19 protein-coding genes and 2 pseudogenes are annotated in these 26030 nt (G+C 70.1%); 7 read left to right on the top strand and 14 right to left on the bottom strand.

The window, feature by feature from the left end; translation table 11 throughout:
* Positions 1-28: 28 nt before the first annotated feature.
* A complete protein-coding gene (gene ribA / locus AB0D59_RS32440; RefSeq protein ID WP_351730600.1) occupies positions 29-688 on the bottom strand; it encodes a GTP cyclohydrolase II in 660 nt (219 codons plus the stop codon).
* A gap of 38 nt (positions 689-726) precedes the next feature.
* Between ribA and AB0D59_RS32435 the strand changes: the two genes are divergently transcribed.
* The gene (locus tag AB0D59_RS32435) at positions 727-1485 is read left to right on the top strand and encodes a creatininase family protein (RefSeq protein WP_351730597.1); all 759 of its coding nucleotides are present in this window, start codon (positions 727-729) and stop codon (positions 1483-1485) included.
* A gap of 98 nt (positions 1486-1583) precedes the next feature.
* Here AB0D59_RS32435 and AB0D59_RS32430 read toward each other — a convergent pair.
* The 5 genes and pseudogenes from AB0D59_RS32430 to AB0D59_RS32410 form a co-directional block, all read right to left on the bottom strand.
* Positions 1584-2465: pseudogene (locus tag AB0D59_RS32430) on the bottom strand (lysylphosphatidylglycerol synthase transmembrane domain-containing protein); the annotation flags it as partial.
* Complete coding sequence (locus AB0D59_RS32425; protein WP_362573084.1) at positions 2462-3409, bottom strand: SAM-dependent methyltransferase; 948 nt, start codon at positions 3407-3409, stop codon at positions 2462-2464. The gene AB0D59_RS32425 and the pseudogene AB0D59_RS32430, both read right to left, overlap by 4 nt.
* A 92-nt stretch (positions 3410-3501) precedes the next feature.
* A complete protein-coding gene (locus AB0D59_RS32420) occupies positions 3502-4713 on the bottom strand; it encodes a glycosyltransferase family 4 protein (protein WP_362573081.1) in 1212 nt (403 codons plus the stop codon).
* Positions 4710-5108 carry a 6-carboxytetrahydropterin synthase gene (locus tag AB0D59_RS32415; RefSeq protein ID WP_351699293.1) on the bottom strand — a complete coding sequence of 133 codons (399 nt, stop codon included), beginning with the start codon at positions 5106-5108 and terminating at the stop codon, positions 4710-4712. Before AB0D59_RS32415 ends, AB0D59_RS32420 begins: the two co-directional genes overlap by 4 nt.
* Before the next feature lie 150 nt (positions 5109-5258).
* Entirely contained in the window at positions 5259-6242 is a 984-nt protein-coding gene (locus AB0D59_RS32410) for a zinc-binding alcohol dehydrogenase (RefSeq protein ID WP_362573078.1), read from the bottom strand.
* Between the two features lie 121 nt (positions 6243-6363).
* Between AB0D59_RS32410 and AB0D59_RS32405 the strand changes: the two genes are divergently transcribed.
* A complete protein-coding gene (locus AB0D59_RS32405) occupies positions 6364-7266 on the top strand; it encodes a CDP-alcohol phosphatidyltransferase family protein (RefSeq protein WP_362573075.1) in 903 nt (300 codons plus the stop codon).
* A 189-nt stretch (positions 7267-7455) separates the two neighbouring features.
* Here the strand turns inward: AB0D59_RS32405 and AB0D59_RS32400 are convergent, their stop codons facing one another.
* Together AB0D59_RS32400 and AB0D59_RS32395 are read right to left on the bottom strand one after the other, a co-directional pair.
* The gene (locus AB0D59_RS32400) at positions 7456-8181 is read right to left on the bottom strand and encodes a YcnI family protein (RefSeq protein WP_362573445.1); all 726 of its coding nucleotides are present in this window, start codon (positions 8179-8181) and stop codon (positions 7456-7458) included.
* A gap of 60 nt (positions 8182-8241) precedes the next feature.
* Positions 8242-8901, bottom strand: coding sequence for a hypothetical protein (locus AB0D59_RS32395; protein ID WP_362573072.1), 660 nt, complete (start codon positions 8899-8901; stop codon positions 8242-8244).
* Positions 8902-9193: 292 nt separating this feature from the next.
* Between AB0D59_RS32395 and AB0D59_RS32390 the strand changes: the two genes are divergently transcribed.
* The gene (locus tag AB0D59_RS32390; RefSeq protein WP_362573069.1) at positions 9194-10912 is read left to right on the top strand and encodes a DUF262 domain-containing protein; all 1719 of its coding nucleotides are present in this window, start codon (positions 9194-9196) and stop codon (positions 10910-10912) included.
* A gap of 35 nt (positions 10913-10947) precedes the next feature.
* Positions 10948-12207 (top strand): HipA domain-containing protein, encoded by a 1260-nt coding sequence (locus AB0D59_RS32385; protein ID WP_362573066.1) that lies wholly within the window; start codon positions 10948-10950, stop codon positions 12205-12207.
* A gap of 129 nt (positions 12208-12336) precedes the next feature.
* Here the strand turns inward: AB0D59_RS32385 and AB0D59_RS32380 are convergent, their stop codons facing one another.
* The 6 genes and pseudogenes from AB0D59_RS32380 to AB0D59_RS32355 all read right to left on the bottom strand — a co-directional run.
* The gene (locus AB0D59_RS32380) at positions 12337-14211 is read right to left on the bottom strand and encodes a discoidin domain-containing protein (protein ID WP_362573063.1); all 1875 of its coding nucleotides are present in this window, start codon (positions 14209-14211) and stop codon (positions 12337-12339) included.
* Between the two features lie 141 nt (positions 14212-14352).
* On the bottom strand, positions 14353-15711 hold the full coding sequence (locus tag AB0D59_RS32375; protein ID WP_362573060.1) for a GH1 family beta-glucosidase: 1359 nt from the start codon (positions 15709-15711) through the stop codon (positions 14353-14355).
* Between the two features lie 38 nt (positions 15712-15749).
* The gene (locus AB0D59_RS32370) at positions 15750-16610 is read right to left on the bottom strand and encodes a carbohydrate ABC transporter permease (RefSeq protein ID WP_362573057.1); all 861 of its coding nucleotides are present in this window, start codon (positions 16608-16610) and stop codon (positions 15750-15752) included.
* The gene (locus AB0D59_RS32365) at positions 16603-17595 is read right to left on the bottom strand and encodes a sugar ABC transporter permease (RefSeq protein ID WP_362573054.1); all 993 of its coding nucleotides are present in this window, start codon (positions 17593-17595) and stop codon (positions 16603-16605) included. Before AB0D59_RS32365 ends, AB0D59_RS32370 begins: the two co-directional genes overlap by 8 nt.
* A gap of 5 nt (positions 17596-17600) precedes the next feature.
* Positions 17601-18917 carry a sugar ABC transporter substrate-binding protein gene (locus tag AB0D59_RS32360; RefSeq protein ID WP_362573051.1) on the bottom strand — a complete coding sequence of 439 codons (1317 nt, stop codon included), beginning with the start codon at positions 18915-18917 and terminating at the stop codon, positions 17601-17603.
* A 512-nt stretch (positions 18918-19429) separates the two neighbouring features.
* Positions 19430-19761 (bottom strand): annotated as a pseudogene (locus tag AB0D59_RS32355) (GTP-binding protein); the annotation flags it as partial.
* 935 nt (positions 19762-20696) lie between these two features.
* Between AB0D59_RS32355 and AB0D59_RS32350 the strand changes: the two are divergent.
* The 3 genes from AB0D59_RS32350 to AB0D59_RS32340 all read left to right on the top strand — a co-directional run bounded on the left by AB0D59_RS32350 (position 20697) and on the right by AB0D59_RS32340 (position 25984).
* A complete protein-coding gene (locus AB0D59_RS32350; RefSeq protein ID WP_362573048.1) occupies positions 20697-21932 on the top strand; it encodes an MFS transporter in 1236 nt (411 codons plus the stop codon).
* A gap of 189 nt (positions 21933-22121) precedes the next feature.
* Entirely contained in the window at positions 22122-24071 is a 1950-nt protein-coding gene (locus AB0D59_RS32345; RefSeq protein ID WP_362573045.1) for a LamG-like jellyroll fold domain-containing protein, read from the top strand.
* Positions 24072-24274: 203 nt separating this feature from the next.
* Positions 24275-25984 (top strand): carbohydrate binding domain-containing protein, encoded by a 1710-nt coding sequence (locus AB0D59_RS32340; RefSeq protein ID WP_362573042.1) that lies wholly within the window; start codon positions 24275-24277, stop codon positions 25982-25984.
* Positions 25985-26030 lie beyond the last annotated feature (46 nt).

Raw genomic sequence — 26030 nt, 5'->3', positions numbered from 1 at the left:
GTTCCTTCCCCGGAGGCCACCCGGTACCTCAGGACCAGTGCGCCACCGCGTCCAGGTGGGGCAGGACGTGGTCGAGGCGCTCACGCTTGGTCCGCAGATACGTGATGTTGTTCTCGCACGGCTCGATCAGCAGCGGGACCGTCTCGGCGACCTCGATGCCGTGGCGTACCAGGGACTCCCGTTTGCGCGGGTTGTTGGACATCAGGCGGACGGAACTCACCCCGAGGTCGCGCAGGATGCCGGCGGCGACGCCGTAGTCGCGGGCGTCGACGGGCAGGCCGAGCGCGAGGTTGGCCTCGACCGTGTCCAGGCCCTCCGCCTGGAGGGCCATCGCGCGCAGCTTGGCGAGCAGCCCGATGCCGCGGCCCTCGTGTCCCCGCAGGTAGACGACGATGCCGCTGCCCTCGGCCACGACCGCGCGCAGGGCGGCGGCCAGCTGGTCACCGCACTCGCAGTGCTGGGAGCCGAACGCGTCACCGGTCAGGCACTCCGAGTGCAGCCGGGTCAGTACCCGGTCGCTGTCGATATCCCCGTAGACCAGGGCGACTTGCTCGTCACCACGCTCGTGGTCCAGGTAGCCGATCGCCTGGAATTTCCCGTAGACGGTGGGCAGCGGTGCATTGACGACGCGTTCCACGCCCGAACGCCGTGGGGACTTCTTGCCGAGTACGCCGATGTTCTCTGTCATGATCTGATTCCTAAGAGGAGACGAAAGGCCGTGAAAAGATGAATGGTTCGGGCGCGCGTACCGCGGCATACGGCTTGTTGCCGGCGGACACCACGGAAGAGGTACGGACCAGGGGGGCGGGCGTTTCAACTCAGGTCGCCGTCCTTCCCGTGGGAAGCTTCGAACAGCACGGCCCCTTCCTTCCGCTGGCGACGGACACGCTCGTCGCCTGTGCCGTCGCCCGGGAGATCGCCGCCGCATTCCCGGTGCACCTCCTTCCGCCGGTGACGGTCTCCTGCTCGCACGAGCACGCGGCCTGGCCGGGGACCGTCAGCATCTCCTCGGTGACCCTGCACGCGGTGGTCCGGGACATCGCAGAATCGTTGCACCGCTCGGGCGTCGAGGCACTGGTCGTGGTCAACGGCCACGGCGGCAACTACGTGCTGGGCAATGTCGTCCAGGAGGCGTCCGCACGGGGTGAGCGGATGGCGCTGTACCCGGCCGCGGAGGACTGGGAGACGGCGCTCGGACGGGCCGGGGTGGAGACCTCGGCGCTCACCGACATGCACGCGGGAGAAATCGAGACCTCGATTCTGCTGCACGCTCATCCCGAATTGGTCCGCCCTGGTCACGAGTCCGCCGATTTCACCGCTGACGACCGCCGTCATCTCCTCACCCTGGGAATGTCCGCCTACACCGAGTCGGGCGTCATCGGCCGTCCCTCCCTGGGGTCGGCGGAAAAGGGGAAGGAACTCCTGGCGAGCCTGGCCGACTCGTTCGGCGCGGTTTTCGAACTGCTCACCGCGGGGCGGGCGTAGCGCATCCCCGCGTACCAGCGGACGACCAGGACCACCAGCCCCGGCAGGGCCGCCACGAAGCTGAGCACGCCGTAGACGACGGCGGTGGCGAGCCCGGTGTCCGCGCCGAGGCCCGCCGCGGCGAACGCCCAGGCGGTGACGCCCTCCCGGGGGCCCCAGCCGCCGACGTTCAGCGGCAGGCCCATGGCGACCAGGGCGAGGACCGCGATCGGCGCCAGCGCCGCCATGGAGGCGGCGGAGCCGGCGACCCGGGCGGCCACCACGAACATCCCGACGTGGCCGGCGAGGACGACCGCCGAGGACAGCGCGACGCCCGGCCCGTTCCGCCGTGACAGCAGCGCCTGGCGGGCCTCGGCGAGCGTCGCGCGCAGGGCGCCGCCGCGCTTGCCCGGGGCCCTGTTCATGCGGACCGCGACCACGACCGCGCAGGCGCCCGCCAGGCCGGCCGCCACCAGCGGGGCGAAGTCGCGCGCCTCGTCGCGGACCGGCGAGGGCAGGATCAGCAGCGCGCCCGCGCCGAACACCGTCAACGCGATCTGTCCCGCGGTCCGTTCCAGGACGACCGCGCGCACCCCGCGCCCGACGTCGCCCTCGCTCTGCCCGTGCCTGACCGCCCGGTGCACATCGCCGAGCACCCCGCCGGGCAGGGCCGCGTTGAGGAACAGCGCACGGTAGTAGTCGCCGACGGCGGGCCCGAGCGGCAGCCGCAGGCCGAGGCTGCGGGCCACCAACTGCCAGCGCCAGGCGCTCAGTACGGTCGTGACCGCCCCGATCACCAGGCCGGCGACCAGCGTCGGGGTGTCGATGCGGCGCAGTCCGTCGAGGAAGACACCGGTGCCGAGCCGCCACAGCAGCACGGCGATGATGGCGACTCCGGCGACGGTGCCCAGGTGGGTGCGTACAGCGCGGAAGGTGAGGCGCCGGGGGACGGTCACCGGGGCGACCGGGGCGGTCTCACGGACCAGGGTGGGGGTGGTCATGAGGTGCCTCCGGTCGGCCGGGCGAGCGCCAGGAGGTCGCTGTGGTGCAGGACGACCCGCAGTTCGCCGGCCGCGCAGGAGGCGAGCCGCTCGGCCAGGTAGGCCTGGGCGCGCTCGGCCAGTTCGGGGCGCTCCTCGACGGCCGCGCCGACCCAGCCGCGCAGCCACTGCTCGGTGAGCGCCTTCTCGTCGGGGCCGAGCCGCCAGGGGCTGGGGTGCACCTTGACCGTGGCGCCCCGGTCGGCGAACGCCTCGCAGGCGGCGGTGACCGCGTCCGGGCCGAGCATCCCGCCGCGCCGCTGGTGCGCGTTGAAGGCCTCGGTCAGCTCCGCGTCCAGCGGGTGGGGGGTGTCGAACTCGACCCGACCGGCGACCGAGAGGGTGAGCAGGGCGGGGCAGCCGGCCCCGGCGCAGGCCTCGGCAAGTACCTCGACCTCCTCCCGGGTGAGGACGTCAAGGAGCGCGGACGCGGTCACCAGCGAGGCACCTATCAGCGCGTCGGGGGTGAGCCGGGCGACGTCACCGCGGCGGGTCTCCACCGTGACCCGGCTGCCGTCGGCGGCCACCCGGGCCGAGGCGACGGCGGCGAAGTGCAGGAGGTAGGGGTCGCGGTCGTGCAGGATCCAGTGCTGGGCGCCGTCCAGGCGGGGCGCCAGCCAGCGGCCCATGGAGCCGGTGCCGCAGCCCAGGTCGTGCACGACGAACCCGCCCGCCCTGCCGGGCAGGTTGGCCAGCCGGATCCGCAGCGGATCCAGCAGATCGTGTGACCGGGCGGCCGCGTCCGCGCTCTCCCGCAGCTCCAGCCACTCGGGGGCGTACCGCGGCGGCTCCTCCGGCGCGTTCTCGCGCAGGCGTACGGTGGCCCGCTCGCCGAGGCGTACGACGGGACCGGCCCCGGCTATCACCTCGGTCTGTCCGGGCTCACCGGAGGCTGCGGCATCCATCTGCTCTCGTCCCACCCCTGCATCCGTAACATCCCTGGGTCCGGGCTGCGCGGGTATCGCGCCGACCGGATCAGTGGTAGCCGTCTCGCTGGTCATGCCGCCCTCCGGGGTTCGTCGGGGAGCCTCAGCAGGACTCCGGCCAGGCTGCGGGCGGTGGTCGCCCAGCCGTCGAGCGCCGCCCGCCGGCCGCGCGCGGCGGCCTTCAGACGACGGCGTACGTCCGCCTCACCGAACCAGCCGCGCAGTTCGGCGGCGAGCGCGGCGGGGTCCTCCGGCGGCACGAGGATGCCGGGTACCCCGCCGTCAGGAGCCCTACCGACCGCTTCCGGCAGCCCGCCGACGTCGGTGGCGAGCACCGGGATGCCCCGGGCGAGGGCCTCGGTGACCGCCATGCCGTAGGTCTCGGCGTACGAGGTGAGGACCATCAGGTCGGCGGCGGCGTAACTGGCGTCGAGGTCGGCACCGGAGCGGGGACCGGCGAGGTGCAGCCGGTCCGTCAAACCGTGCCGGGCTATCAGCGACCGCAGATGGGCGACGTACTCGGGGTCCTGGCCGAGGCCGCCGACGCAGGTACAGGTCCACGGCAGGTCCCGGACCGCCGCGAGCGCCTCGACCAGCCGGTGCTGGCCCTTGCGCGGGGTGACGGCGGCGACGCACACCAGGTGCGAGACCCCGTCGGTGCCACCGGCCAGCGGGGCGATGTCGGCACCCGGGGCGGCGACATGGACCCGTTCGGGTGCCAGGCCGTGGTGCGAGACCAGCCGTCGTACCGCCCAGTCGCTGGTCGCCACCACGGCCGGTACGGCGCGCAGCACCGCGCGCTCCCGGGCGTCCAGGTCGGCGGCCACCGCCGGATCCAGCCCGGTCTCGTCGCCGAGCGGCAGGTGCACCAGGACGGCGAGCCGCAGCCGTTCGGCCTCCGGTACGACGATCTCGGGGACCCCGCACGCCACCAGGCCGTCAAGGAGGACGACCGCGCCGTCGGGCAGCTCCCGCAGGGCGCGGGCGAGGGTGTCCCGGGCGGCCGCGTCGGGGCGCGGCCAGGAGCCGGGCACCGGGTGCCTGGTGACCTGCCAGCCGAAGCCCGGCAGGTCCAGGCAGACCCGCCGGTCGTAGGCGTTGCCGCCGCTCGGGGTGGCCAGGTCGTCGACACCGCCCGGCATGACGAAGTGCACGATACGCAGGGACATGGGGAGGATCCCGATGTTCGCGGGGGCGTTCTCGCCGGCCGGGTCGGTGGTCGCCGCGCGCTGCGCGGGCACGTAGGTGAGGGCCGGTGCCCGGCCTATGGTCACGTCGGTCACAGGGCACGCTCGTAACTCGCCCAGGCGACATGCGACTCGTGCAGGGTGACGGTCAGGCCCGCGAGGCCCCGGGCGCCCTCGCCCAGAGCGCCCTTCTCGATCCGCTCGGCGAGCCGGTCGGCGATGACCTTGGCCAGGAACTCCGTGGAGGTGTTGATCCCGGCGAAGTCCGGCTCGTTGTCCAGGTTTCGGTAGTTCAGCTCGCTGACCACGGCGCCGAGTTCCTGGGTGGCAAGACCGATGTCGACGACGATGTTGTCGTCGTCCAGCTGCTCACGACGGAAGGTGGCGTCCACGAGGAACGTGGCGCCGTGCAGGCGCTGCGCGGGCCCGAACACGTCGCCGCGGAAGCTGTGGGCGATCATGATGTGATCGCGGACGGTGATGCTGAACAACGGACGACCCTCCAGGTGCGGCGCGTCTGGTCCCCCGGCTGATCCCTGCCGGGGGATGCCCTTAGTACGGCTCTTGGCTTCCCCGTGTTCAGTCCACTCTCACTCTTTTCTCAGGTCAGGACCTCCTGGCCGACCGCATTGGACGTTCCGTCAGCCGATATCGCCGTAGCGGACCCGGTGGCAGAGCGCCGGGATCTCCCCGGAGGCGAGTTTCGGGAGCACCTCCGGCAGCTCTTCGAACGCGCTTTCCCCGGTGACGAGGGCGTCCAGCGCCGGGTCGGCGAGCAGGTCGAGGGCCAGGGCGAGCCGATCGGCGTAGGTACGGCCGGCGCGGGCGGCCCGGGAGACGGTGCCGACCTGGCTGCTGCGCACGGTGAGGCGGCGGGAGTGGAAGGCCTCGCCGAGCGGCAGGGCCACACGCCGGTCGCCGTACCAGCTCAGTTCGAGGACCGTGCCCTCGGGGGCGAGGAGCTCCAGGGCGCGGGTGAGGCCCTGTTCGGTGGCGCTGGCGTGGACGACCAGGTCGCAGCCGTCGAGGGCGTCCTCGGGCGTCGTGAAGTCCACCCCCAGTGCCTCGGCGGTCTTCGCCCGGCCAGGGTCGGCGTCGACCAGCTGGAGCCGTACGCCGGGGAAGCGGGCGAGGAGGGCGGCGACCGAGCAGCCGACCATGCCGCCGCCGATCACCGCGATCCGGTCGCCGACCAGGGGCGCGGCGTCCCAGAGGGCGTTCACGGCGGTCTCCACGGTGCCCGCGAGCACCGCACGCGCCGGTGGTACACGCTCCGGTACCACCGTCACCGCGGTCACCGGAACGACGTAACGCGTCTGATGCGGGTACAGGCAGAACACCGTACGCCCGATCAGCTCAGCAGGGCCCGCCTCTACGACGCCGACGCTGAGGTAGCCGTACTTCACCGGCCCGGGGAACTCGCCCTCCTGGAACGGCGCCCGCATCACCGCGTGTTGACTCTCCGGCACCCCGCCCCGGAACACCAGTGTCTCGGTGCCCCGGCTGACTCCGGAGTACAGCGCGCGCACCAGCACCTCGCCCTCGGCGGGCTCCGTGAGGGTGACGTCACGCACCTCTCCATGGCCCGGAGAGCGGAGCCAGAACGCGCGGGCCGAGCGGTTCATCGGCATCCTCCTGAACGATCGGGAAGTTGTTCACGTACCGAGGTGTGCACAGCAAGAAGTGCACAGGCCGCGCACAGTACGCGGCGTTGATCGACTCTGTCACTCGGCCGGAGGACGTGCGGTGGCCCTGAACAACACTTACGAAGCCAGGCTGGTCCAGCAGGAGACCGCTGTGGGAGCGGGCGTACAGATCCTGTTGCTGGTCCTGCTCGGGTCGGCGATCGGCATGGGGCCGGCCGGATGGCTGACGGGGCTCGCGTTCGCCGTGGCCACCTGGGCGGTGCTCTCCCTGGCCCTGCACCGCACCCGGCCGCGCACCTTCGGCCCGGCGAACCGGGTCACCCTGGGCCGCGCGATCCTGGTCGGCGGCGTGACGGCCCTGGTCGCCGACTCCTTCGAGAGCTCCCCGCCGGTCTCCCTCCTGGTCGGCCTGACCGCCGTCGCCCTCATCCTCGACGGTGTCGACGGCAAGGTGGCCCGCCACACGGGTACCTCCACGGCCCTGGGCGCGCGTTTCGACATGGAGGTCGACGCGTTCCTGATCCTGGTGCTGAGCGTGTACGTCTCGACGCAGCTGGGTCCGTGGGTGCTGCTGATCGGCGCGATGCGCTACGCGTTCGTCGCGGCGGCGAAGGTCGCGCCCTGGCTGAACGCCCCGCTGCCGCCGTCGATGGCCCGCAAGACCGTCGCCGCGATGCAGGGCATCTGCCTGCTCCTCGCGGGCGCGGACCTGCTCCCGTACCTGGCCAACCTGGGCGTGGTACTCCTGGCCCTCGGCTCCCTGGTGTGGTCGTTCGGGCGCGATGTGGTGTGGCTGCGGCGGAACTCGCGGGTGGCGACGGTGACGGCGCCGGAGGCGACGCCGACCGTACCGGCGCGAGAGGCGGCGCCGACGGTGGCCGTGGGCGCGGAGGAGGAGCGGGCGGAGACCCGGGCGGCCGAGATGTGGCTGACGGTGCGCGTGGAGGCGCGGGTCGAGGTGCGCGCGGAGGAGATGGAGATGCTGGAACTGGCGGTTCGGTGATCTGACCGAGCACGGCGCAGGGGCCCGGACCGGGGGATGGTCCGGGCCCCTGCTGTTTGCCTATGGGCGTGGGCCAGCAGGCATTGCATCAACACCCGTTGGCCTACGACTGTTGACCTACGAGCGTTGGCCCACATGTGTGGACCTACGGCTGTTGGCCCACGCATGTGGGCCAACAGCCGTTGACGTCTACGACCGCGCTCCCCGCGTCCGCCCGAAGGCGAACGTGGCCGCCGCCAGGCCCAGGACGCCGACGATCAGGCCCGCGATACCGAGGCCCCGCGCGGTGGAGTCGCCGGCGTCGGCCGACGCGGTCGTCGTCGCCTTCGCGCTGCTCTCCGTCGCCGGTGCGGTCGAGGCCGTGGCGTCGTCGCCCGCCGTCAGCTTGAGCATCGGCGCCGGGTTCTCCGGCTCCTCGCCGCCGCTCTCGGCCTCCTCGATCCAGCGCACGACCTTGCCGTCGGAGTACGTCTGCAGCGTCTTGAAGGCCAGCTGGTCGGCGTCCTCGGGCAGCTGGCCGAAAGCGACGTCGAAGTCCTCGAACTGCCCGGCCCCGATCTTCCCGCCCGTCCAGGTGATCTCGGAGACGGCGTCGGTGATGGTCCCGTCGTCGGTCTTCACCGGCGTCTTGAGCTTGGTGTTGGTCACCTTGGCGGTCCAGCCGTCCCGCGGGGAGACGAGGACGCCGAGGACGGGGTGGTCGGTGGGCAGGAAAACCTGCACCTTGGTGGTGGAGGCCGTGTCCTCCTCGTTGGGCACGCGGAAGGTCAGGACGCCGTCGGTGGCGCCCTTGGCGTAGCTCTCCGGATGAACGGTGACATGCGCGGAGGCGACACCGGCGGCGGCGAGGACCGCCGCGGCGGTGAGCGCGGTGACGGTGACGGCGCGGCGGAGGGTGAGTCGGGCCGCAGACATAGCGGACATGAGTGAGTCGATCTCCGTACGAGTGAAGTCTGTTAGAGAGCCTTACGAGTGTTAGACCGTGTACGGGATCGAGATCGGGGGCCCGCGTCGGCTTACCGCGTGCCGCAGCGCGAGCAACGGGCGGGGCCGTATCAGGCGGGCCGGGGCCAGACGAGGTCCGCCGGCCGGCGCGGGCCGCGGGGCGTCGTGCCACCAGGCGGCCAGACCGGGGACGAGCGCGGCGGTCCACCTCAGCAGCGACCACAGCGCGGCCTCGCCGCGCCGCAACCACCAGGCGGCGACGAGCGCGGCGACGACGTGGGCGAGGGTGGCGTGGGCGGTCAGGACGTGGACGTGCGGGTGCTGCTGCACCACCCCACGCATACCGGCCATACCGGCCATGCCCGCCACACCAGGCATGACATGACCGTGCATACGCATGGGGGCCATGGTCATGGCGCGTGCGGGGGCCGGAGTGACCGCGCGGGCCGCGTCGAAGCCGAAGTGCAGACCGGCCTGGGTGAGGAGCATGCCGACGCCGATCTCCGGCAGCCCGCGCTCCCGCCCCGCGAGGGCCCGCCCGACGGCGAACACGGCCACGAACCCGGCCGCGTCCGCCCACAGCGGCGGCAGGTCGCCCATGGCCAGGCCGTGACCGGCGGCAGCCAGGACCACACATACCGCGGCGAACACCGCGGCACGCAGGCTCCCTACCGCCGGTGACGCACTCATGGCGAGCGATCCTCCCACGGTGGGGGGTGGTACGCGAGGCAGGGACGCCCCGTTCACTCATTCCCTGGATTTTCCGGTGCGCTGGTCACGGTTCGCTGTGCGGGTGCGGGTGCGTGCGGCCGCACCGTCGGACCGATCGCTCCTTCGCCAGTCGAACTGCCTCCGGCATACCCAAGCGGTTGATCAACGGCCTCTAAAATAGCGCCCCCGGCAGTTCGTGAGAGCAGCCGAAACACATTGCCAATCGACCGTCAGCGCGCGAGTCTGATCACGTACGCCTAGACAGGGGGACATGGAGATGACCACCGCAGGCCTGGATACCCAGCCCAGTGCGACCACGTACGAGCTGGGTGATCTGGTCGCCCAGGCCTGGAACGGCAGGATCCACGTCCCGCACTTCCAGCGGGACTTTCGCTGGGGCACCACCGACGTACTCCGGCTCTTCGACAGCATCGTCAAGGGCTACCCGATCGGAAACCTGCTCCTGTGGGTCCGCAAGACGCCCGCTCGTTCTTTCACCCTGGGCCAGCTGCAGATCGATGCACCGGCCTCCCCGGACGCCTTCTGGGTAGTGGACGGACAGCAGCGCATCACAAGTCTCGCGAACGCCCTCAGTCCCGAGGGACACCTCCATGAACCCTTCTCCATCTACTACGACCTCGCGGAGAAGAGGTTCATCGCTCAGCCGAAGACACGTGAGCCGCAGCACATCGCACTGCCTGTCCTTTTCGACCTCAAGAAGCTGCTCGGCTGGTTCCGCACCGAAGGTGAATTGGTCGCCGACCTCTTCGACGAGGCCGATCGAGTGGCCACCGCACTGCGCCAGTACAAGGTGCCCGCGTATCTCGTGCGGCAGGACGATCTCGACATCCTGACCGACATCTTCGACCGCATGAACAACTACGGAAAGCGTCTCAACCGAGCGGAGATCTTTTCAGCGCTCTACGCCGGTCCGGAGGAAGGAGCCGCGGAAAGGCTTAATCTCTCCAGGATCGCCGACCGCATCGCCACCAGAACAGGTTTCGGGACGATCGACACCGACACCGTGCTCGCATCGATCCTCGCTCGGCGCGGACCGGACCCGTCACGGGACATCCGCAACGAGTTCACGTCCATCGGCCGCCGCACCGCCCCGGAGTTCGAGGACGAAGACCAGTACGCCGCATACCACGAGGGCGAAGAGGCTCTGGTGCGCGCCATCGGTTTTCTGCAGACCGAGACAGAGGTGCCGCACATCGCGCTGCTCGTCTATCGCGCGCTGCTGGTGGTCTTGACCCGCTTCTTCGCTCATTTCCCGGATCCCGAACCCAACACCCGCCGACTGTTGCGACGGCTGTACTGGCGCGTGGCCGTGTCCGGCCCCGCCGTCTTCAAGGGAAGCTTCACGCAGGTGTCGCGTGTGCTGTGCTCCCGCATCCGCAAGGGCGACGAGCGCGGTTCGGTCATGGGCCTCATGGACGTCATGGCCGAAGCCCAGCCGTCGATCCCGACCATCGAGCGGTTCCGCACGAACGAGGCCGCCGCCAAGATCATCCTTAGCTCCTGGTGGTCTCTGCGCCCTCGTTCCCTGGTCACTGGCGCACCCTTCGACCTCCAGAACCTGTCGACCCTGCTGGCCGACCAGAAGACCGCCGGCACGGTGGCCCACGTGATCTTCCCCCGTGGGCTCACCGCCCAGCAGGTCCTGTTTGCCGCGAACCGTCTGTTCCTGCCCAGTGCCGAGGACCCTGTCTCGGAGATCACTACGCTGCTCGCCCGCCGACCCGCCCACCTCGACCAGGAATCCTGGGACAAAGTCCTGGTCTCACACACGATGAATCGGCAGACCAGTCAAGCTCTCGCCGCCGGGGATCGCGACCGCTTCCTTGTCCTGCGGCAGCAGATCATCCACCAGCATCTGGAGGACTTCCTCGGACGCATGGCCGAGTGGAATTACGAGGACACTCCTTCGTTGGACTCACTGGACTTCGACGTCCTCGACGAACTCGACGAGCCCGGCGAACTCTTCTGAGCAGTCTGCCGCCCCCGAACAGGAAACCAACACGCATGACCACGCTCACGGAGACGTATTACGCGGTACTCCTGCACTCCCGCCGGATCGGCACTCTCTGCCAGAAGGGCGACTACACGCGTTTCCTCGTCAACGAGTCCTACGTGACCGACCCTCGGCGTCCGGTTCTGGGCCTCCGCTTCGAGGAGGACCTCCATGCACCTTACGCGTCCGCCCTCCGGCTGCCTCGCTGGTTCTCCAATCTCCTGCCCGAGGGACCACTGCGCGAGTGGATCGCAGACGACCGTGATGTCTCCCTCGACCGGGAGATGGAGCTTCTGGCCCAGGTGGGCCACGATCTGCCCGGTGCCGTCCAGGTGCTTCCGGCCGAAGGGCCCGACGACGGGTGGGAGTGGCCCGACGGCGAGCGCCCCGGCGGCACCCATGGCTTTCCCTCCCCCGGGTCACCCTGGCGATTCTCCTTGGCCGGTGTCGCTCTCAAGTTCTCCATGCTGGCCAGAGGCGACCGCCTCACCGTCCCGGCCGTCGGCGAGTACGGGGACTGGCTGGTCAAGTTTCCCGACTACCGTCATCCGGACGTGCCTCGCAATGAGTTCACGATCATGTCGTTGGCCAAGGCAGCCGGCCTCGACGTCCCGGACGTACGTCTCATGCACCGCGACGAACTTCTGGGCCTTCCGGACCGCATGTGGCCGAACGAGGAGCAGTGGGCGTACGCCGTACGTCGCTTCGACCGAACCCGGGACGAGCACCGCACGCCCATCCATATCGAGGACTTCGCACAGGTCAGGGACAAGTATCCCCGGGACAAGTACCAGTCGACGTTCGAAACGGTCGCGGCCATCGCCTATCGCGGCCACGACATCGCCTCGCTGCGCGAGGCCGCCCGGCGTATCGCCTTCTCCGTGCTGGTGGGCAACGGGGATGCCCATTTGAAGAACTGGTCCCTGATCTATCGCGATCGCCGCGTCCCTTCTCTCTCGCCGGTGTACGACCTGGTGTCCACCGCCCCCTACGCCCCGAGCGACGAACCGGAGGACCTCGGGCTCAAGTTCGGTGGCAGCAAGTCCTTCGAACGGGTACGGCTCGCCGCCTTCGACCGGCTCGAAGGCGCTCTGGGCCACCGCTTCGGGTCGACCGGTGCCCACCTCCGCGAGGAAGCCGTGAAGACCATCGAGCGGGCCCGCGCCAACTGGCCCCGGGTCGAAGAGCATCTTGCTGAGAACCAGGACCTTCGCAAAGCCATCGGCGCATGGATCACCGACTCCGGCCGGCGTCTGCTCAGCCGTTCCTGACAGCACGTGCCGGGCGCCGAGGAGACCGTCCTGGGGCGTTCGCTCTTCTCGGGAGGACATGCGGCAGTCAAGTGGCTGTGGGCGGGCACCCGCCCACAGCCCCGGACCACGATGGTGTCTTCTCCCTGGTTACTTCTTCTGTTCCACCCGCACCCAGTCCACCTCGGCCTGCACTCCCCCGGCCGCGATCTTGTCCACGCTGGACTGCGGCAGGCCCCAGTAAGGGGTGGTGACCTGGTTCCAGCCGGCCGGGTAGGCGCCGCCGAGGGCGAGGTTGAGGATGACGTACTGGTTGTGGTCGTAGACCCACTGGCCGCGCGTGGACTCCACCTTGTTGCGGGTCGTCTCCTGGACCAGGGTGTCGTCGACGTAGAAGCGCATCGCCGTCGGCGTCCACTCGACCGCGTAGGTGTGCCACTGGTCGACGGTGCCGCCGTTCGGGAAGGTCTGGCGGGCGCCGATGTTGCCGTCGGCCGAGTAGCCGGGGCCGTGCAGCGCGGTGCTCGTCCACGTCGGGTAGCCGATGTTCTCCATGATGTCGGTCTCCCCGGAGGCCGGCCAGGAGACCGAGGGGTTGTCGACGTTGCTGCCCAGCAGCCAGAAGGCGGGCCAGTAGCCGTCGCCGACCGGGAGTTTCATACGGGCGCTGACCTTGCCGTACGTGAAGTCGAAGTGGGTGTTGGTGTCGATGCGGCCGGACGTGAAGTCGTAGGTGCCGCCGCCGGCCTGGGTGCAGCCCTTGCAGTACTTCGCCTTGAGGATCAGTTCGCCGTTCTGCGTCAGGACGTTGTTCGTCGAGTCGACGTACGCCTGGGACTCGCCGTTGACCGGGCCCATCTCGGTGCCGGTGCGGACGACCCGCCACTTGGAGCGGTCGAGTGCGGCGCCGGTGAAGTCGTCGAAGAACGTGGTCTGGTAGGTGCCCGACTGGTCGCCCGGCAGGGCGGGGTAGGCCGCCGACGCGCTGCCGCCGGTGCCCCACACCTGGAACTCGTAGAGGGAGTAGCCGAACTGGGCGGTGGAGGGGGCCGGGTTGTAGAAGCTGCGGCGCTCCTTGCCGAGCATCCGGACGTAGCGGCCGGTCGCCGGGGAGGGCAGGGTGACGGTGTCGTGCAGGCCCGCCGCGTCTCCGGGGGCGGCGACGTTCGCGCGGCGGGCCGCGATGGCGGCGGCCGACGGCTCGTACACCGTGCGCCAGTTGACGTTGTCGTCGGAGACCTGGAGCAGGTAGTCGACCGCGAACGCCGACTCCCAGTACAGGTCCACGGAGGAGATCGTGGAGGTGGCGCCCAGGTCGACCGAGATCCAGCGGTCGGCGTTCCAGTCGCTCGACCAGCGGGTGTAGTCGCCCTTCAGGTCGGACGGCCAGCCGCCGTCGGTGGCGAACGCCGGTGAATTGCCCGCGTGCTGGTAGTAGTTGGAGTACGCCGGGTGGTTCAGGGCGAGGTTGGTGACGGTCGAGGACGCGGGGGCCGGTTCGCCGCCGTAGACCTTGAAGTTCCAGAGCGAGTAGCCGTAGGGGGTGGCGCGTTCGATGCCGCGCATCCGGACGTAGCGGCCGGTGACCTCCTGCGGGTAGGTGCTCGCGGTGACGGAGCCGCCGGTGCCCGCGGTCTCGGTGTAGAACGGCGTCCAGTCCGTGCCGTTCTTCGAGGCCTCCAGGACGTACCTCTTTCCGTAGGCGGCCTCCCAGTCGAGAACCACGCGGTCGATACGGATGGTGGTGCCGAGGTCGATACGGATCCAGGCGTCGTCCGAGAAGTTGCTGGACCAGCGGGTCGCGCCGTCGCCGTCGAAGGCAAGGCCGGGGGTGGTGCCTCCGTTCTCGCTGCCGGAGGCGGTGACGGCGTTCGGGTTCGCCGCGTAGGCGGTGTTCGCGCGGTCGGTGTCCCAGGTCACGGCGGCAGCGGCGGCGGACGCCGGTACGGCCAGGACCGGGCCCGAGGCCAGCAGGGCGGCTGCCGCGAGGGCGGCCAGGAGGGTGCGGGGGATGCGGGTTGGCATGCGGTCTCCTGAGTGTCGATGGTGCACATGTTGTGTTCATGACAGATCAGAGTGCGGTGTCCACGGACCGTCGTGCATGCGTGTGAGAGTGCGGTGCGGTGGGCGCGGAACTCCCCTGGTCCGCGCCCACCGCGGTTCCGGTCAGGCCGCCCGGCGGGCCTGTCCCCGGTGGTCGCGGATGATGTCCGCGTACCGGTGGCCGGTGCCCTTGATGGTGCGGACCTGGGTGCGGTAGTCGACGTGGACCAGGCCGAACCGCTTGTCGTAGCCGTAGGCCCACTCGAAGTTGTCCAGCAGCGACCAGGCGAAGTAACCGGCCAGCGGGGCGCCCTTGCGGGCCGCCGAGGCGCAGGCGGCGAGGTGGCCGGCCAGGTACTCCTGGCGCTCGGGGTCGTCGATCGTGCCGTCGGGGCGGACCACGTCCGGGTAGGCCGAGCCGTTCTCGGTGACGTAGAGCTTGCGGGCGCCGTACTCGTTCGTGAGCCGCAGCAGCAGCGTCTCGATGCCGCTCGCGTCGATCTCCCAGTCCATGCCGGTCCGCGGCACGTCGGGGCGGCGCACCGAACGGGCGTAGGGGGCGGGCCCATCGGGGTCGTCCTCGATGTACGCCGGGAAGTAGTAGTTCAGGCCCAGCCAGTCGAGCGGGGTGGCGATGGTCTGCAGGTCGCCGGGGCGCTCGGGGAGTTCGACGCCGTACGTCTCGACCATGTCGGCCGGGAAGCCGCGGCCGTGCACCGGGTCCAGCCACCAGCGGTTGACGTGCCCGTCGTGGCGGCGGACGGCCGCCTGGTCCTCGGGGCGGTCCGAGGCGGCGAACACCGTGGAGAGGTTGTTCACGATGCCGACCTCGGCGCCCGGCGCGGCGGCGCGGATCGCCTGGGCGGCCAGGCCGTGGCCGAGGAGCAGGTGGTAGGAGGCGCGGACGGCGGCCGTGAGGTCGGTCAGGCCCGGGGCCATCGTGCCCTCCAGGTGGCCGATCCAGGCCGAGCAGGAGGGCTCGTTGAGGGTGGTCCAGTGCCGGACCCGGTCACCGAGTCGCTCGGCGACCACGGAGGCGTAGGCGGCGAAGTGCTCGGCGGTCGCCCGCTCGGGCCAGCCGCCCCGGTCCTGGAGGGCCTGCGGCAGGTCCCAGTGGTAGAGGGTGACCGACGGCGTGATCCCCGCCGCCAGCAGGGCGTCGATCAACTCGTCGTAGAAGTCGAGGCCCTTGGCGTTGACCGGGCCGTCGCCGCCGGGCCGCACCCGCGGCCAGGCGATCGACAACCGGTAGGCGTTGGTGCCGAGCCGGCCCATCAGGGCGATGTCCTCGCGCCAGCGGTGGTAGTGGTCGCAGGCGATGTCGCCGTTGTCGTCGCCCGCGATCTTCCCCGGGGTGTGCGAGAAGGTGTCCCAGATGGAGGGTGAGCGGCCGTCCTCGGCGACGGCTCCCTCGATCTGGTACGCCGCGGTTGCCGTGCCCCACAGGAAGTCGTGCGGGAGTGCGGCGAGGTCGATGGTCACGTAATTCCTTTCGCGACAAGCTTCGGAACTAGGGGGGTTCACTTGACGGCGCCCGCCGTCAGCCCCGCGACGAGGTAGCGCTGGAGCAGCAGGAAGCCGGCCACGACGGGGACGCTCACCACGAGCGAGGCGGCCATGATCTGGTTCCAGTAGACGTCGTACTGCGTGGAGTAGCCCTGGAGGCCGACGGCGAGGGTGCGGGTGGCGTCGTTGGTCATGACCGACGCGAAGAGCACCTCGCCCCAGGCGGTCATGAAGGCGTAGACGGCGACCGCGACGATCCCCGGGATCGCGGCCGGCACCACCACCCGGAACAGCGCGCCGAGCGGCCCGCAGCCGTCCACCAGCGCCGCCTCGTCCAGGTCCCTGGGCACCGAGTCGAGGTACCCGATCAGCATCCAGATCGAGAACGGCAGCGAGAACGTCAGGTAGGTGAGGATCAGGCCGCCGCGGGATCCGAACAGGGCGATGCCGGTGGCGTTGCCGATGTTGACGTACATCAGGAACAGCGGGAGCAGGAAGAGGATGCCCGGGAACATCTGCGTGGACAGCACGGTGACCGTGAAGACCCGCTTGCCGCGGAACTCGTAACGGCTGACCGCGTAGGCGGCGAACACCGCGACCACGACCGAGCAGACGGTCGCCGAGACCGCCACGATCAGCGAGTTCACGAAGTACCGCGCGAGCGGGACCGTCGACCAGATGTCGATGTACGGGCGGATGGTCAGCCCGCTGGGCAGCCAGCGGAACTTGCCGGTGACGTCCGCGAGCGGCTTCAGCGAGCTGGAGATCATCACGTACACGGGGATCACCACGAAGCCGGTGAGCAGCGTGAGGAAGATCGCCCGGGCCCAGAGGAAGGAGCGCGGCGGGGCCATCGGCGAACTGGGGCTAGACATCGGCGGTCCTCCGTCCGCGTGAGGTGAGCGCGAGATAGACGCCGGTCACGACCAGCAGGAAGAGCAGCAGGAGCACGGACATCGCCGAGCCGGTGCCGAAGTTCCAGGTGACGAAGGAGGCCTGGTAGATGTGGACCGAGATGAGGTCGGCGGCCTCCGGAGCGCCCTTGCCGAACAGGACGTACGGCGTGTTGAAGTCGTTGAACGTCCACAGGAACAGGACCAGGATCAGCACCTGGTTGACCGGGCGCAGCGAGGGCAGGGTGATCCGGCGGACCTGCTGCCACATGCCGGCGCCGTCCAGGGCGGCTGCCTCGTACAGCTCCCTCGGGATGTTCTGGAGTCCGGCCATCACGATCAGGAAGGCGAACGGCCAGCCCTTCCACACCGACACGGTCAGCAGGGCGTAGAAGCTGTTGTCGCCGATCAGCCAGAAGGACGGCTTGTCGGTGAGGTGCAGCTGGTCGTGCAGGACGTGGTTCACCAGGCCGTTGTCGTGCTGGAACATGAACACCCAGGTGATGACGGCCGCGTAGACCGGCAGCGCGTACGGCACCAGGAACAGGGTCCGCAACAGGCCCCGGCCGCGGAAGGTGTCCTGCATGAACACCGCGGCCGCGGTGCCGATCAGCCAGCACAGGCCGACCGAGAGCAGGGTGAAGCCGACGGTGACGAAGAAGGAGTGCAACAGGGCCTTGCCGATGGGGGCGTTGAACTCGATCGACGTCCGGTAGTTGTCGAACCCGGACCAGGGGGCGGTGCCCCAGTCGCGGATGTAGAACTGGGTCAGCTCCTTGAAGCTCATCACGACGCCGATGACCATCGGTATCAGATGGACGAGGAGTTCGAGCAGCAGGGCGGGCAGGAGCAGCAGGTAGGGCAGTCCGATCCGGCGGATCCGCCCGGGGCGGCGGCCCGAGCCGCCCGCCGCCCCGGGGGAGTTCGCACGCACCGGCTCGTGCACAGCGGTGGTGGTGGTCGTCATGGTGCTCAGGCCGCCGGCATCTGCTGCTGGGCCTTCTCCAGCTCGGCCTTCACGGAGTCGGTGGTGACGGCGTGGCCGCCGGCCGCGGCGGCGAACAGGTTCTTCACGGCCGTACCGACGGTCGTCTCGAACTGCGACTCGGCGGCCACCTGCGGCAGGGCCGCGGCGCTGGTGGCGAGCGTGTTCTTCAGGACCGAGTTGGCCGGGGTGTTGAAGGCCGGGTCCTCCTGGGCCGCCTTGACCGGCGGGATGGAGGTGTAGGCGGTGTTGAGGATCTTCTGCTCGTCGTCGCTGGTCATGAACTTCACGAACTTCGTCGCGCCGTCGAGGTTCTTGGTGTTCTTGAAGACCGCCAGGTTGATGCCGGCGACCATCGAGTTGACCTGGGCGCCGGTGCCGGGGGTGCCGGACTGCACGGGCACGGGGGCGATGCCGTAGTCGCTGTCGCTCATGCCCTGCGACTTGAGGTTGGAGGACGCCGACTGCCACAGCAGCATCGCCAGCTTGCCCTTGGCGAAGTCGCTGACCGACTGGTTCTGCGCGTACTCGGCGTCGCTGGTCGGGATGGCCTTGTCCTTGGCCATGAGGTCGACGTACTGCTTCACCGCGGCGACGACCTTGTCGTCGGTGAAGTTGGGCTTGCCGTCGGCGGTGAAGAAGTCGGCGCCGTGCTGCTTGGCGAAGACGAAGGTGTGGTGGATGTTCTCCGACACGTTGCCGCCCTCGGCGCCGAGCACCGACTTGCCCTTGGCGGATATCTTCTTGCCGTCGGCGATCAACTCGTCCCAGGTGACCGGGGGCTTGGCGATCCCCGCGTCGGCGAAGATCTTCTTGTTGTAGTAGAGGGCGTAGGCCATCGAGTACAGCGGTACGGCCGCCGGGTCCTTGCCCTCGGCTCCCGTGGAGCCGAGCGCGGAGTCGACGAAGCGGTCCTTGCCGCCGATCTTGTCGAAGTTCTTGGCGTCCCAGGGCAGCAGCGCACCGGTGGCCTGGAGCGAGGCGCTCCAGGTGTTGCCGATGTTCAGCACGTCGGGGCCCTGGCCGGACGTGGTCGCGGTCAGGATCCGGTTGAGCAGGTCCGCCCAGGGCACGACCTCCAGCTTGACCTTGATGCCGGTCTGCTTCTGGAACTTGTCGAGTTCCGGCTGGAGTACCTTCTTGTCGATCTCGATGCTGGCACCCTGGTTGGAGGCCCAGTATGTGAGCGTCTTCGGGGAGTCGTTGGACCCGCCCCCGGTGGACGAACCGCCACCGCAGGCCGTGGCCGCGAGGGCGAGAGACATGGTGACGGCGCCTACGGCCGCGGCTCGGATGCTGCGCATGGCTCCTGCTGTGCCTTTCCGGGAGTCGAGAACCCCGAGAGGGCTTCGCGAAGGCCGGCGCCCGCGATTGCGAAGGCCGAGACCACCGTTCGGCTTCCGAAGCCCCTCATGGCTTAATTTACGACGTGAGTTAATCCCCCGAACAGTAACTCGTCAAGGGATCCGGCACGGGTATCCGCGCAGGCGGGCCGGGGAACACCGGGTTCCGAACCGGTGGTACCCGCACGCCAGCGTCGTGACCTGCGCCGAAGGCACGTGACCTGGGCAGAGAGGGCCGCGGGTGCGTTCCACAACGGTTGTGTTTCGACGGGGGGACGCGGCGGGGCGGGGGATTCGGCGGGGCGGGCGGGCCGCGGCTCACGGCGGGGGCGTCCGCGGAGGTGGGTCGCGTGGCCGAAGAGGTCGGCCAGCGGCACGGCGGCGGTCAGCACCGCCGACCCTTCTCGGGTCGCGGAGCCGGTGGCCCGGCCGCGCCGGGCGCCGGCCGGCGTGCCGTCGGACAGCCGGCCGGGCCGCGCGCAGAACTCCTGCAGCGCGGCCGGGTGCAGCGCGGCCACCGCCTCCTCCAGGGCGTGCCGCCGGCGCTCCGCCTCCGCCCGCAGCGCTTCGGGGACCGGTCCCGTCACCGCCGTACCGGTGCCGTCCAGCCAGAGCAGCGCACGCAGGGGTCGAAATCGGTGACGGTGGTGCCGTTGTGGACCTCGCCGCGTTTGCGGATGGTGCCGGTGGCGAAGAGGATGCGTTCGGTGACGGTGGTCTTTCCGGCGTCGACGTGGGCGAGGATGCCCAGGTTACGAACGGCCGCAAGGGGGTTGCCGGAGTTCGGGTGGAGTGCGATGCGCATGGCCCGTTGCCTTTCGAATGCGGTTCCCGGACGGGGCCCCGAATGGGCGGGGCAATTTCCGCGCGGCGGAGTTCACCGGGTTACGACTGACGGCACGTCAATGCCTTGGCATATGCCAGGAGTTGGAGAGACCGGTCGGTCGGCACGGGGTCCGGACCCGGCCGCGCAGCAGGCACCGGGGAGACGGGGACACGAGGATCACCTCGTAGCGGGAACGGGAAGAGACGGCAGTCGCGCGGTCACGCATGGCCCTCTCCCCTCAATCGTCCGAACTCGTCACGGCAAAGCACCACGACCGCCTTCCGCGGCTACGGTGCGTGATACCGAGCGAGTGCGGGCAGGCGGCTCGGGACACGGCACCCGGTTTCCCGACCAGGGGACTTGCGCTTCCGGAGATACCGGTTCGTTCCCTTTTCGCCGCCCCTCGGAGAACAGGCCGGTTCGTAGTCCCGACATTTTCCGGACATTCACCTGGCCGGCATCGATAACTCCGCCGCCCCGGAAGGAGCTTTCCGGGGCGGTGAACGGCGGTGGAGCAGGCTCACCGGAAGAGACCGTCGCAACTCCAGCGATTGGCCGAAAACCACGCTTTCCGGCGCCCAGCGGGACATCAGGACGTTCACCCCCTTCGCCTGCCCGGCCGGGCCGGGAATGGACGTCCGGAACGCCCCGGATGCACATCGTCGCGGGTGACACCCGGAACACGTCGACCCGCGTCGGCCCAGCCGGAGCCGATGTGGAACATGTGTGCATTTTCGGTGAAGCACCGCGCGTGGCTGAGAATTCAGGATCGCACCCGGATTCCAGGAGGGCGTACAAAGGCCGGAAAGCGGCCCGTCCAGGTGGCCGGTGAACGCTCCACCACTCTGCGAGCAAGCCTAATCTGATCGGCGAGCAGACTGAATGAGCACAGCAAGTGGACGGACAGGACTGGATTGGACACGCAGAAGACACGGAGAGCGCCGTTCGCCGCGCTGCGCCGGGGTACCACGATGCCGGTCGCCGCGCAGGTGCTCATCGCGGGAACGCTTTTCTCCCGTCTCGGCGACACCCTCGCCTCCCTGGGGCTGGTGCTGCACGCGGCGGACCGGGACATCCGCTTCGGGGTGACCGAGGTGATGCTCGCCGAACTCATCCCCACGGTGCTCGCGGCACCGCTGATCGGGTCCGTCGTGGACCGGTTCAGTGCGCGCGCGGTGTGTCTGTGGGCGCTGCTGGCCCAGTCGCTGTCCCTCGGTGCGGCCACCGCCATCGGCGGGTTCCATGTGAAAGTCGCCCTGATCGCGCTGTCGGCCCTGGCCGGGGTGGCCTCGGTGGCCGCCGGGTTCAAGATGCTGCCCGCCGTCGCCGGTGACCAGCACACGGGCCGGGCGAACAGCCTGCTGACGGCCGGCCTCTCCGTGGCGGGGCTGATCGGGCCTCCGCTGGCCGGCTTCCTCAACTCCCAGTGGGGTACCGGCGTGCTCCTCGCGGCGGACGCCGTGTCCTTCCTCGTGCTCGCGGGCTGCACCATGCTGGCGGTGCCGAGCAGCGTCGACGTGGCGATCGGCCGCCGCCCCGCCACGAAACTCGCGGACGGCTACCGGGCGCTGCGCGACACCCCGGTGGTGGGCACGCTGATGCCGGCGCTGGCGGCGGCGATACTGGCCATCAGCATCGAGAACGTCGCGGGCGTCTTCTATCTCCGGGACGTCGTCAACAACAACGACACCGTCTTCGGCCTCATCCTGGCGACCTGGGCCCTGGGCTCCGTCCCCGGGGCCCTGCTCGCGGGCCGCGTGGGCTGGGCGGACCGGCACACCCTGCTGATCCTCGGCGGCATCACGGGCATGGGCCTGGCCCTGGTCCTCACCGGTCTGATCCCGGTCGCAGCGGTGATCTTCCCGCTGTTCCTGATCGCGGGCTTCGGCAACGGCGCGTGCAACGTCGGCCTGCGCAACGCGGTGCACTCGCGGGTCCCGGCCGAGGTGCACGGCAGCGCCTGGGCCTGCTTCCAGGCGCTGTCCCGCAGCTGCATCGGCCTCGGCTTTCTGCTGGGCACCCCGAACAGCCTGGTCTCCAGCCAGGGCCAGGTGATCATCTCTGGTGTCATTCCGCTGGTCGCCATCGCGTGGGCGGCCCTCGTCACCGTCCGGCGCGGCGAACACACGGCGACGGAGACCTCGGCCTGAACGACCGACCGGCCGCCCGGAGAGCGCCCGTAGAGCGGCCGTAGAGCGGCCGGGCCGAACGACCGCGCACGCGTGAGTCTTTCGATCCCGGACAGCTGCCCGGCCTTTGCCTGTCACCTCTTGTCCGCCCGACTCGGGGTCCTTCTGGGTAGCGTCGTCGCCGTTTGAACCAGCGACCGGGAAGGCCTCATGTCCATGCAGGATGACACTCCGTCACAAGAAACGACCGGGCAGAGCAGGCGTGGTTTTCTCCGCAACGCGGCGCTGGCCGGTGCGGGGGCGGTGACCGTGGGCTCGTCCGCGCTCGGCGGCACGCCCGCCTTCGCCGCCGGCACCTCCCAGAGCGGCAGGACCGGCACCTGGAGACCGGATCCGACCGCCCTCCGGTTCACCCTCGCGGTGATGCCGGACACCCAGTTCCTGTACTGGGGCAGCCAGGACAGCGTCGACCGGACGCCGCAGGAGGAGTCGTTCCGCTACGTCGTCGGCAACAGTGGCAGCGCATCCGAGGACAACATCGTCTTCATGGCGCACCTCGGCGACCTGACCCAGGACGCGGACCCGTCCTCGTTCCAGCAGGTCGACAAGGCGTTCGACCTCCTGGACGCCCACGGAGCCGCGTACAGCGTGCTGGCCGGCAACCACGACGTGAGCGGCGACGACAGCCGCGGCGACACCGCGTATCTGCGGACCATGGGCCCGCAGCGGTTCAAGCGCGCGAAGACGTTCGCCGGGGCGGACGCGACCGGCTACAACACCGCGCACGTCTTCGAGGCCGCCGGCCGCTCCTGGCTGCTGCTGGCCCTGGACTGGCGGACCAGCGAGCAGGGCTTCGCCTGGGCCGACGGCGTCATCAAGGCCCACCCGAAGCTGCCGGTGATCCTCACGACGCACGACCTCGTCTACTCGAACTACGATGACAACGTTTTCCCGTACGAGTCCGGTGACCCGGAGGACAACGCCGTACTCTCCGACTATGGCCGCACGGTCTGGGACCGGCTGATCAACGACAACGACCAGATCTTCCTCACCCTCAACGGCCATTACTGGCCGCCCGCGCGCACCACGGCGAAGAACGCCGCAGGCAACGAGGTGCACCTGCACATCACCAACTACCAGAACCGCTACTTCGGCGGTGGCGGCATGATCCGCCTGTACCACTTCGACCTGGCCCGGAACACGATCGACGTCGAGACGGTCAACCCCTGGATCCTGGCCCAGAAGCCGCAGTCCCGCACCGAACTGGCGGCCCAGCACGCCCGGATCACCGGCCCGGTGGACAACTTCTCGGTGCCGATCGACTTCACGAAGCGGTTCTCCGGCTTCGCCCCGGTCCCGGTCCGGCCGGCCCGTCCGGCCGCCCGGGAGCTGGTGCAGGGCACGCTGGCGTACTGGCGCTTCGACGGGCAGGGCACGCCCGGCGCCGCGCTCACCGCGGGCCAGACCGTGCCCGACCTGTCCGGCCAGGGCAACGACCTGACGGTGGTGACCCTGCCGGGCACCCCCGCCTCCGCACTGACCTGGTCCGACGACCACCACCCCGACCAGCCCGCGCACGCCAGCCTGACGTTCGCGGGCGGCCGGAACCCGCTCCACGGCTCGTATCTGACCACCGGGGCGAAGGCTCCGCTGAACACCGAGACGTTCACGTCCGGGTACACCATCGAGACGTTCGTGCGGATGCCGCTGGACTGGGACGCCGGCCGCAACGGCTGGGCGTCGATACTCAGCCGCCGGGGTTCGGCCGGTGACGCCGGCAAGCACGGCAAGAACACCGACCCGGGCGAGCCCGTGCTCCAGCTCGCCATCTCGAACAACGGCCGCGAGCCGCAGTTCAACCACTACCCGCTCAACGACACCTACCCGACCACCAACTGGGGCCACGGCCTGGTGGAGCTCAGGTGGTGGCATCTGGCGGTGGTCAACGACGGCCACCGTACGAAGCTGTACGTCGAGGGCGCTCCGGTCGTCGACAACCCGAAGCGCCTGTCGGTCGGCCTCACTTCGCTCGGGCTGCCCTGGCTGGTGGGCGGCCACGAGTACGCGGGCGCCGTCGACATCGTGTTCCACGGCGGCATCGGCGACATCCGGATCGTGGACCGCCCGCTGTCCGGCGGCGAGTTCCTGACCGCGAAGTAGCCCGGTGCCTCCCGTCTCCGGCCCGCCCACCGGCCGCCGGAGACGGGAGCCGCGCCCCTGACGGGAGACGCGTGTCTTGGGAGAGCCTTTGGTCTAGTCCTCTTGACGGCGGAGACCCCGGGGAGTTTGGTATGTACCAATACCCCTCCCGGCCCCTCCCCCACCCCTCCGCCCTCGTTGGGCATCCCGAAAGGGCCACTGTCATGCACCTGGCAAGACTCGCGGCTTCCGCGTGCGCCCTCGCCCTCACCGCCACCGGCGCCGCCGTCGCACTGGCCCCCGCCGGCACCGCCGCGGCGGGCAGCGTCTACTCCGTGGCGCCCTACGTCGACATGTCGAACGGTCAGGAAGGCCTGCTCGACACCGCCATCACCGGCCACCGCCTCAAGGCCTACACGGCGGCCTTCGTCCTCGGCGTGGGCTGCACCCAGATCTGGGGCGACACTCTCCCCATCGGCAACGACTCCTACACCGACCCGGAGATCGCCAGGGCGAAGGCCGAGGGCGCCTCCGTGATCATCTCCTCCGGCGGGGCGGCCGGCGAGCCGCTCGCGTGGACGTGCTCGAACCAGAGCAGCATCGACGCCGGATACCAGGCCATCATCAACGACTACGGCGTCACCCAGCTCGACTTCGACGTCGAGGGCGCCGCCGTGGCGGACACCGCGGCCACGGCCCGTCAGATGCAGGCGATGAAGGACCTCAAGGCCGCCAACCCGGGCCTTCAGTTCTCCATGACCCTGCCGGTGCTGACGAGCGGGCTGACCGGCGACGGCGTGAACATCCTCAAGGCCGCCAAGAACGCCGGCATCAAGATCGACGTCGTCAACATCATGACCATGGACTACTACGCCGGCACCGGCACCGAGATGGGCCAGGCCGCCCTCTCCGCGGCCCGGGCCACGCTGGCGCAGATGCAGTCCGTCGACTCCGGCTACAGCTACGCCAACCTCGGCATCACCCCGATGATCGGCAAGAACGACGACGGGTCCACCTTCACCCTCGCGGACGCCCAGACGGTGGAGAGTTTCGCCGCGCAGAACAGTGTCGGACGGCTGGCGTTCTGGTCGGCCAACCGGGACCAGCCGTGCAGCGGCAGCGCCAACTCGCTGTCCACGTGCAGTGAGATCAGCCAGAACCCGCTCGCGTTCACCGACGCGTTCGTGCCCTACGAGGGCAGCACGGGCGGCGGCGGAGGCACCACCACCGACTTCTCGCTGTCCCTGTCGCCGGGTTCCGCCTCGGTCGCCCAGGGCGGCTCGGCGACCGCGACCGTCGCCACGGCCGTCACCTCCGGCAGCGCCGAGTCCGTCGCCCTCTCCGCCTCCGGCGCGCCCTCCGGGGTCGGCGTCTCCTTCAGCCCCGGCACCGTGACGTCCGGTGGCAGCTCGACGCTGACGGCGACGGTCGGCTCGTCCGTCGCCGCCGGCACCTACCCGATCACCGTCACCGGCACCGCCGCCGGCGGCAGCCACAGCACGACCTACTCGCTCACGGTCACCTCCTCCGGCGGTGGAGGGGGCGGAGGAGGCGGCTCGCTCACCAACGCGGGCTTCGAGACCGGCAGTCTGAGCCCGTGGACCTGCACGGGCGGCAGCTCGGTGGTCTCCGGTCCGGTCCACGGCGGCAGCCACAGCCTCCAGGTCACGCCGAGTTCCAGCGGCACCGGCAAATGCGACCAGACCGTCGCCCTCTCCCCCAACCACACCTACACGCTCACCGCCTGGGTGCAGGGCCCGTACGCCTATCTGGGCGTCAGCGGCGGTGCCACGGCGAGCACCTGGTCGAACAGCAGCAGCTGGAACCAGCTCAAGGTCAGCTTCACCACCGGCAGCAGCGGAACGGTCACCGTCTACGCCCACGGCTGGTACGGCCAGGCCGCGGTCAACGCCGACGACTTCAGCCTCGCCTGACCGAAGACCGCGAGCAGGAGGGCCGGTTCCCGGACGTGAGTCCGGG

Source organism: Streptomyces sp. NPDC048417 (assembly GCF_040651615.1).
Lineage (GTDB): Bacteria > Actinomycetota > Actinomycetes > Streptomycetales > Streptomycetaceae > Streptomyces.
The sequence above is the reverse complement of the archived record's forward strand: the minus strand, read 5'-3'. Positions and strand labels throughout refer to the sequence as shown.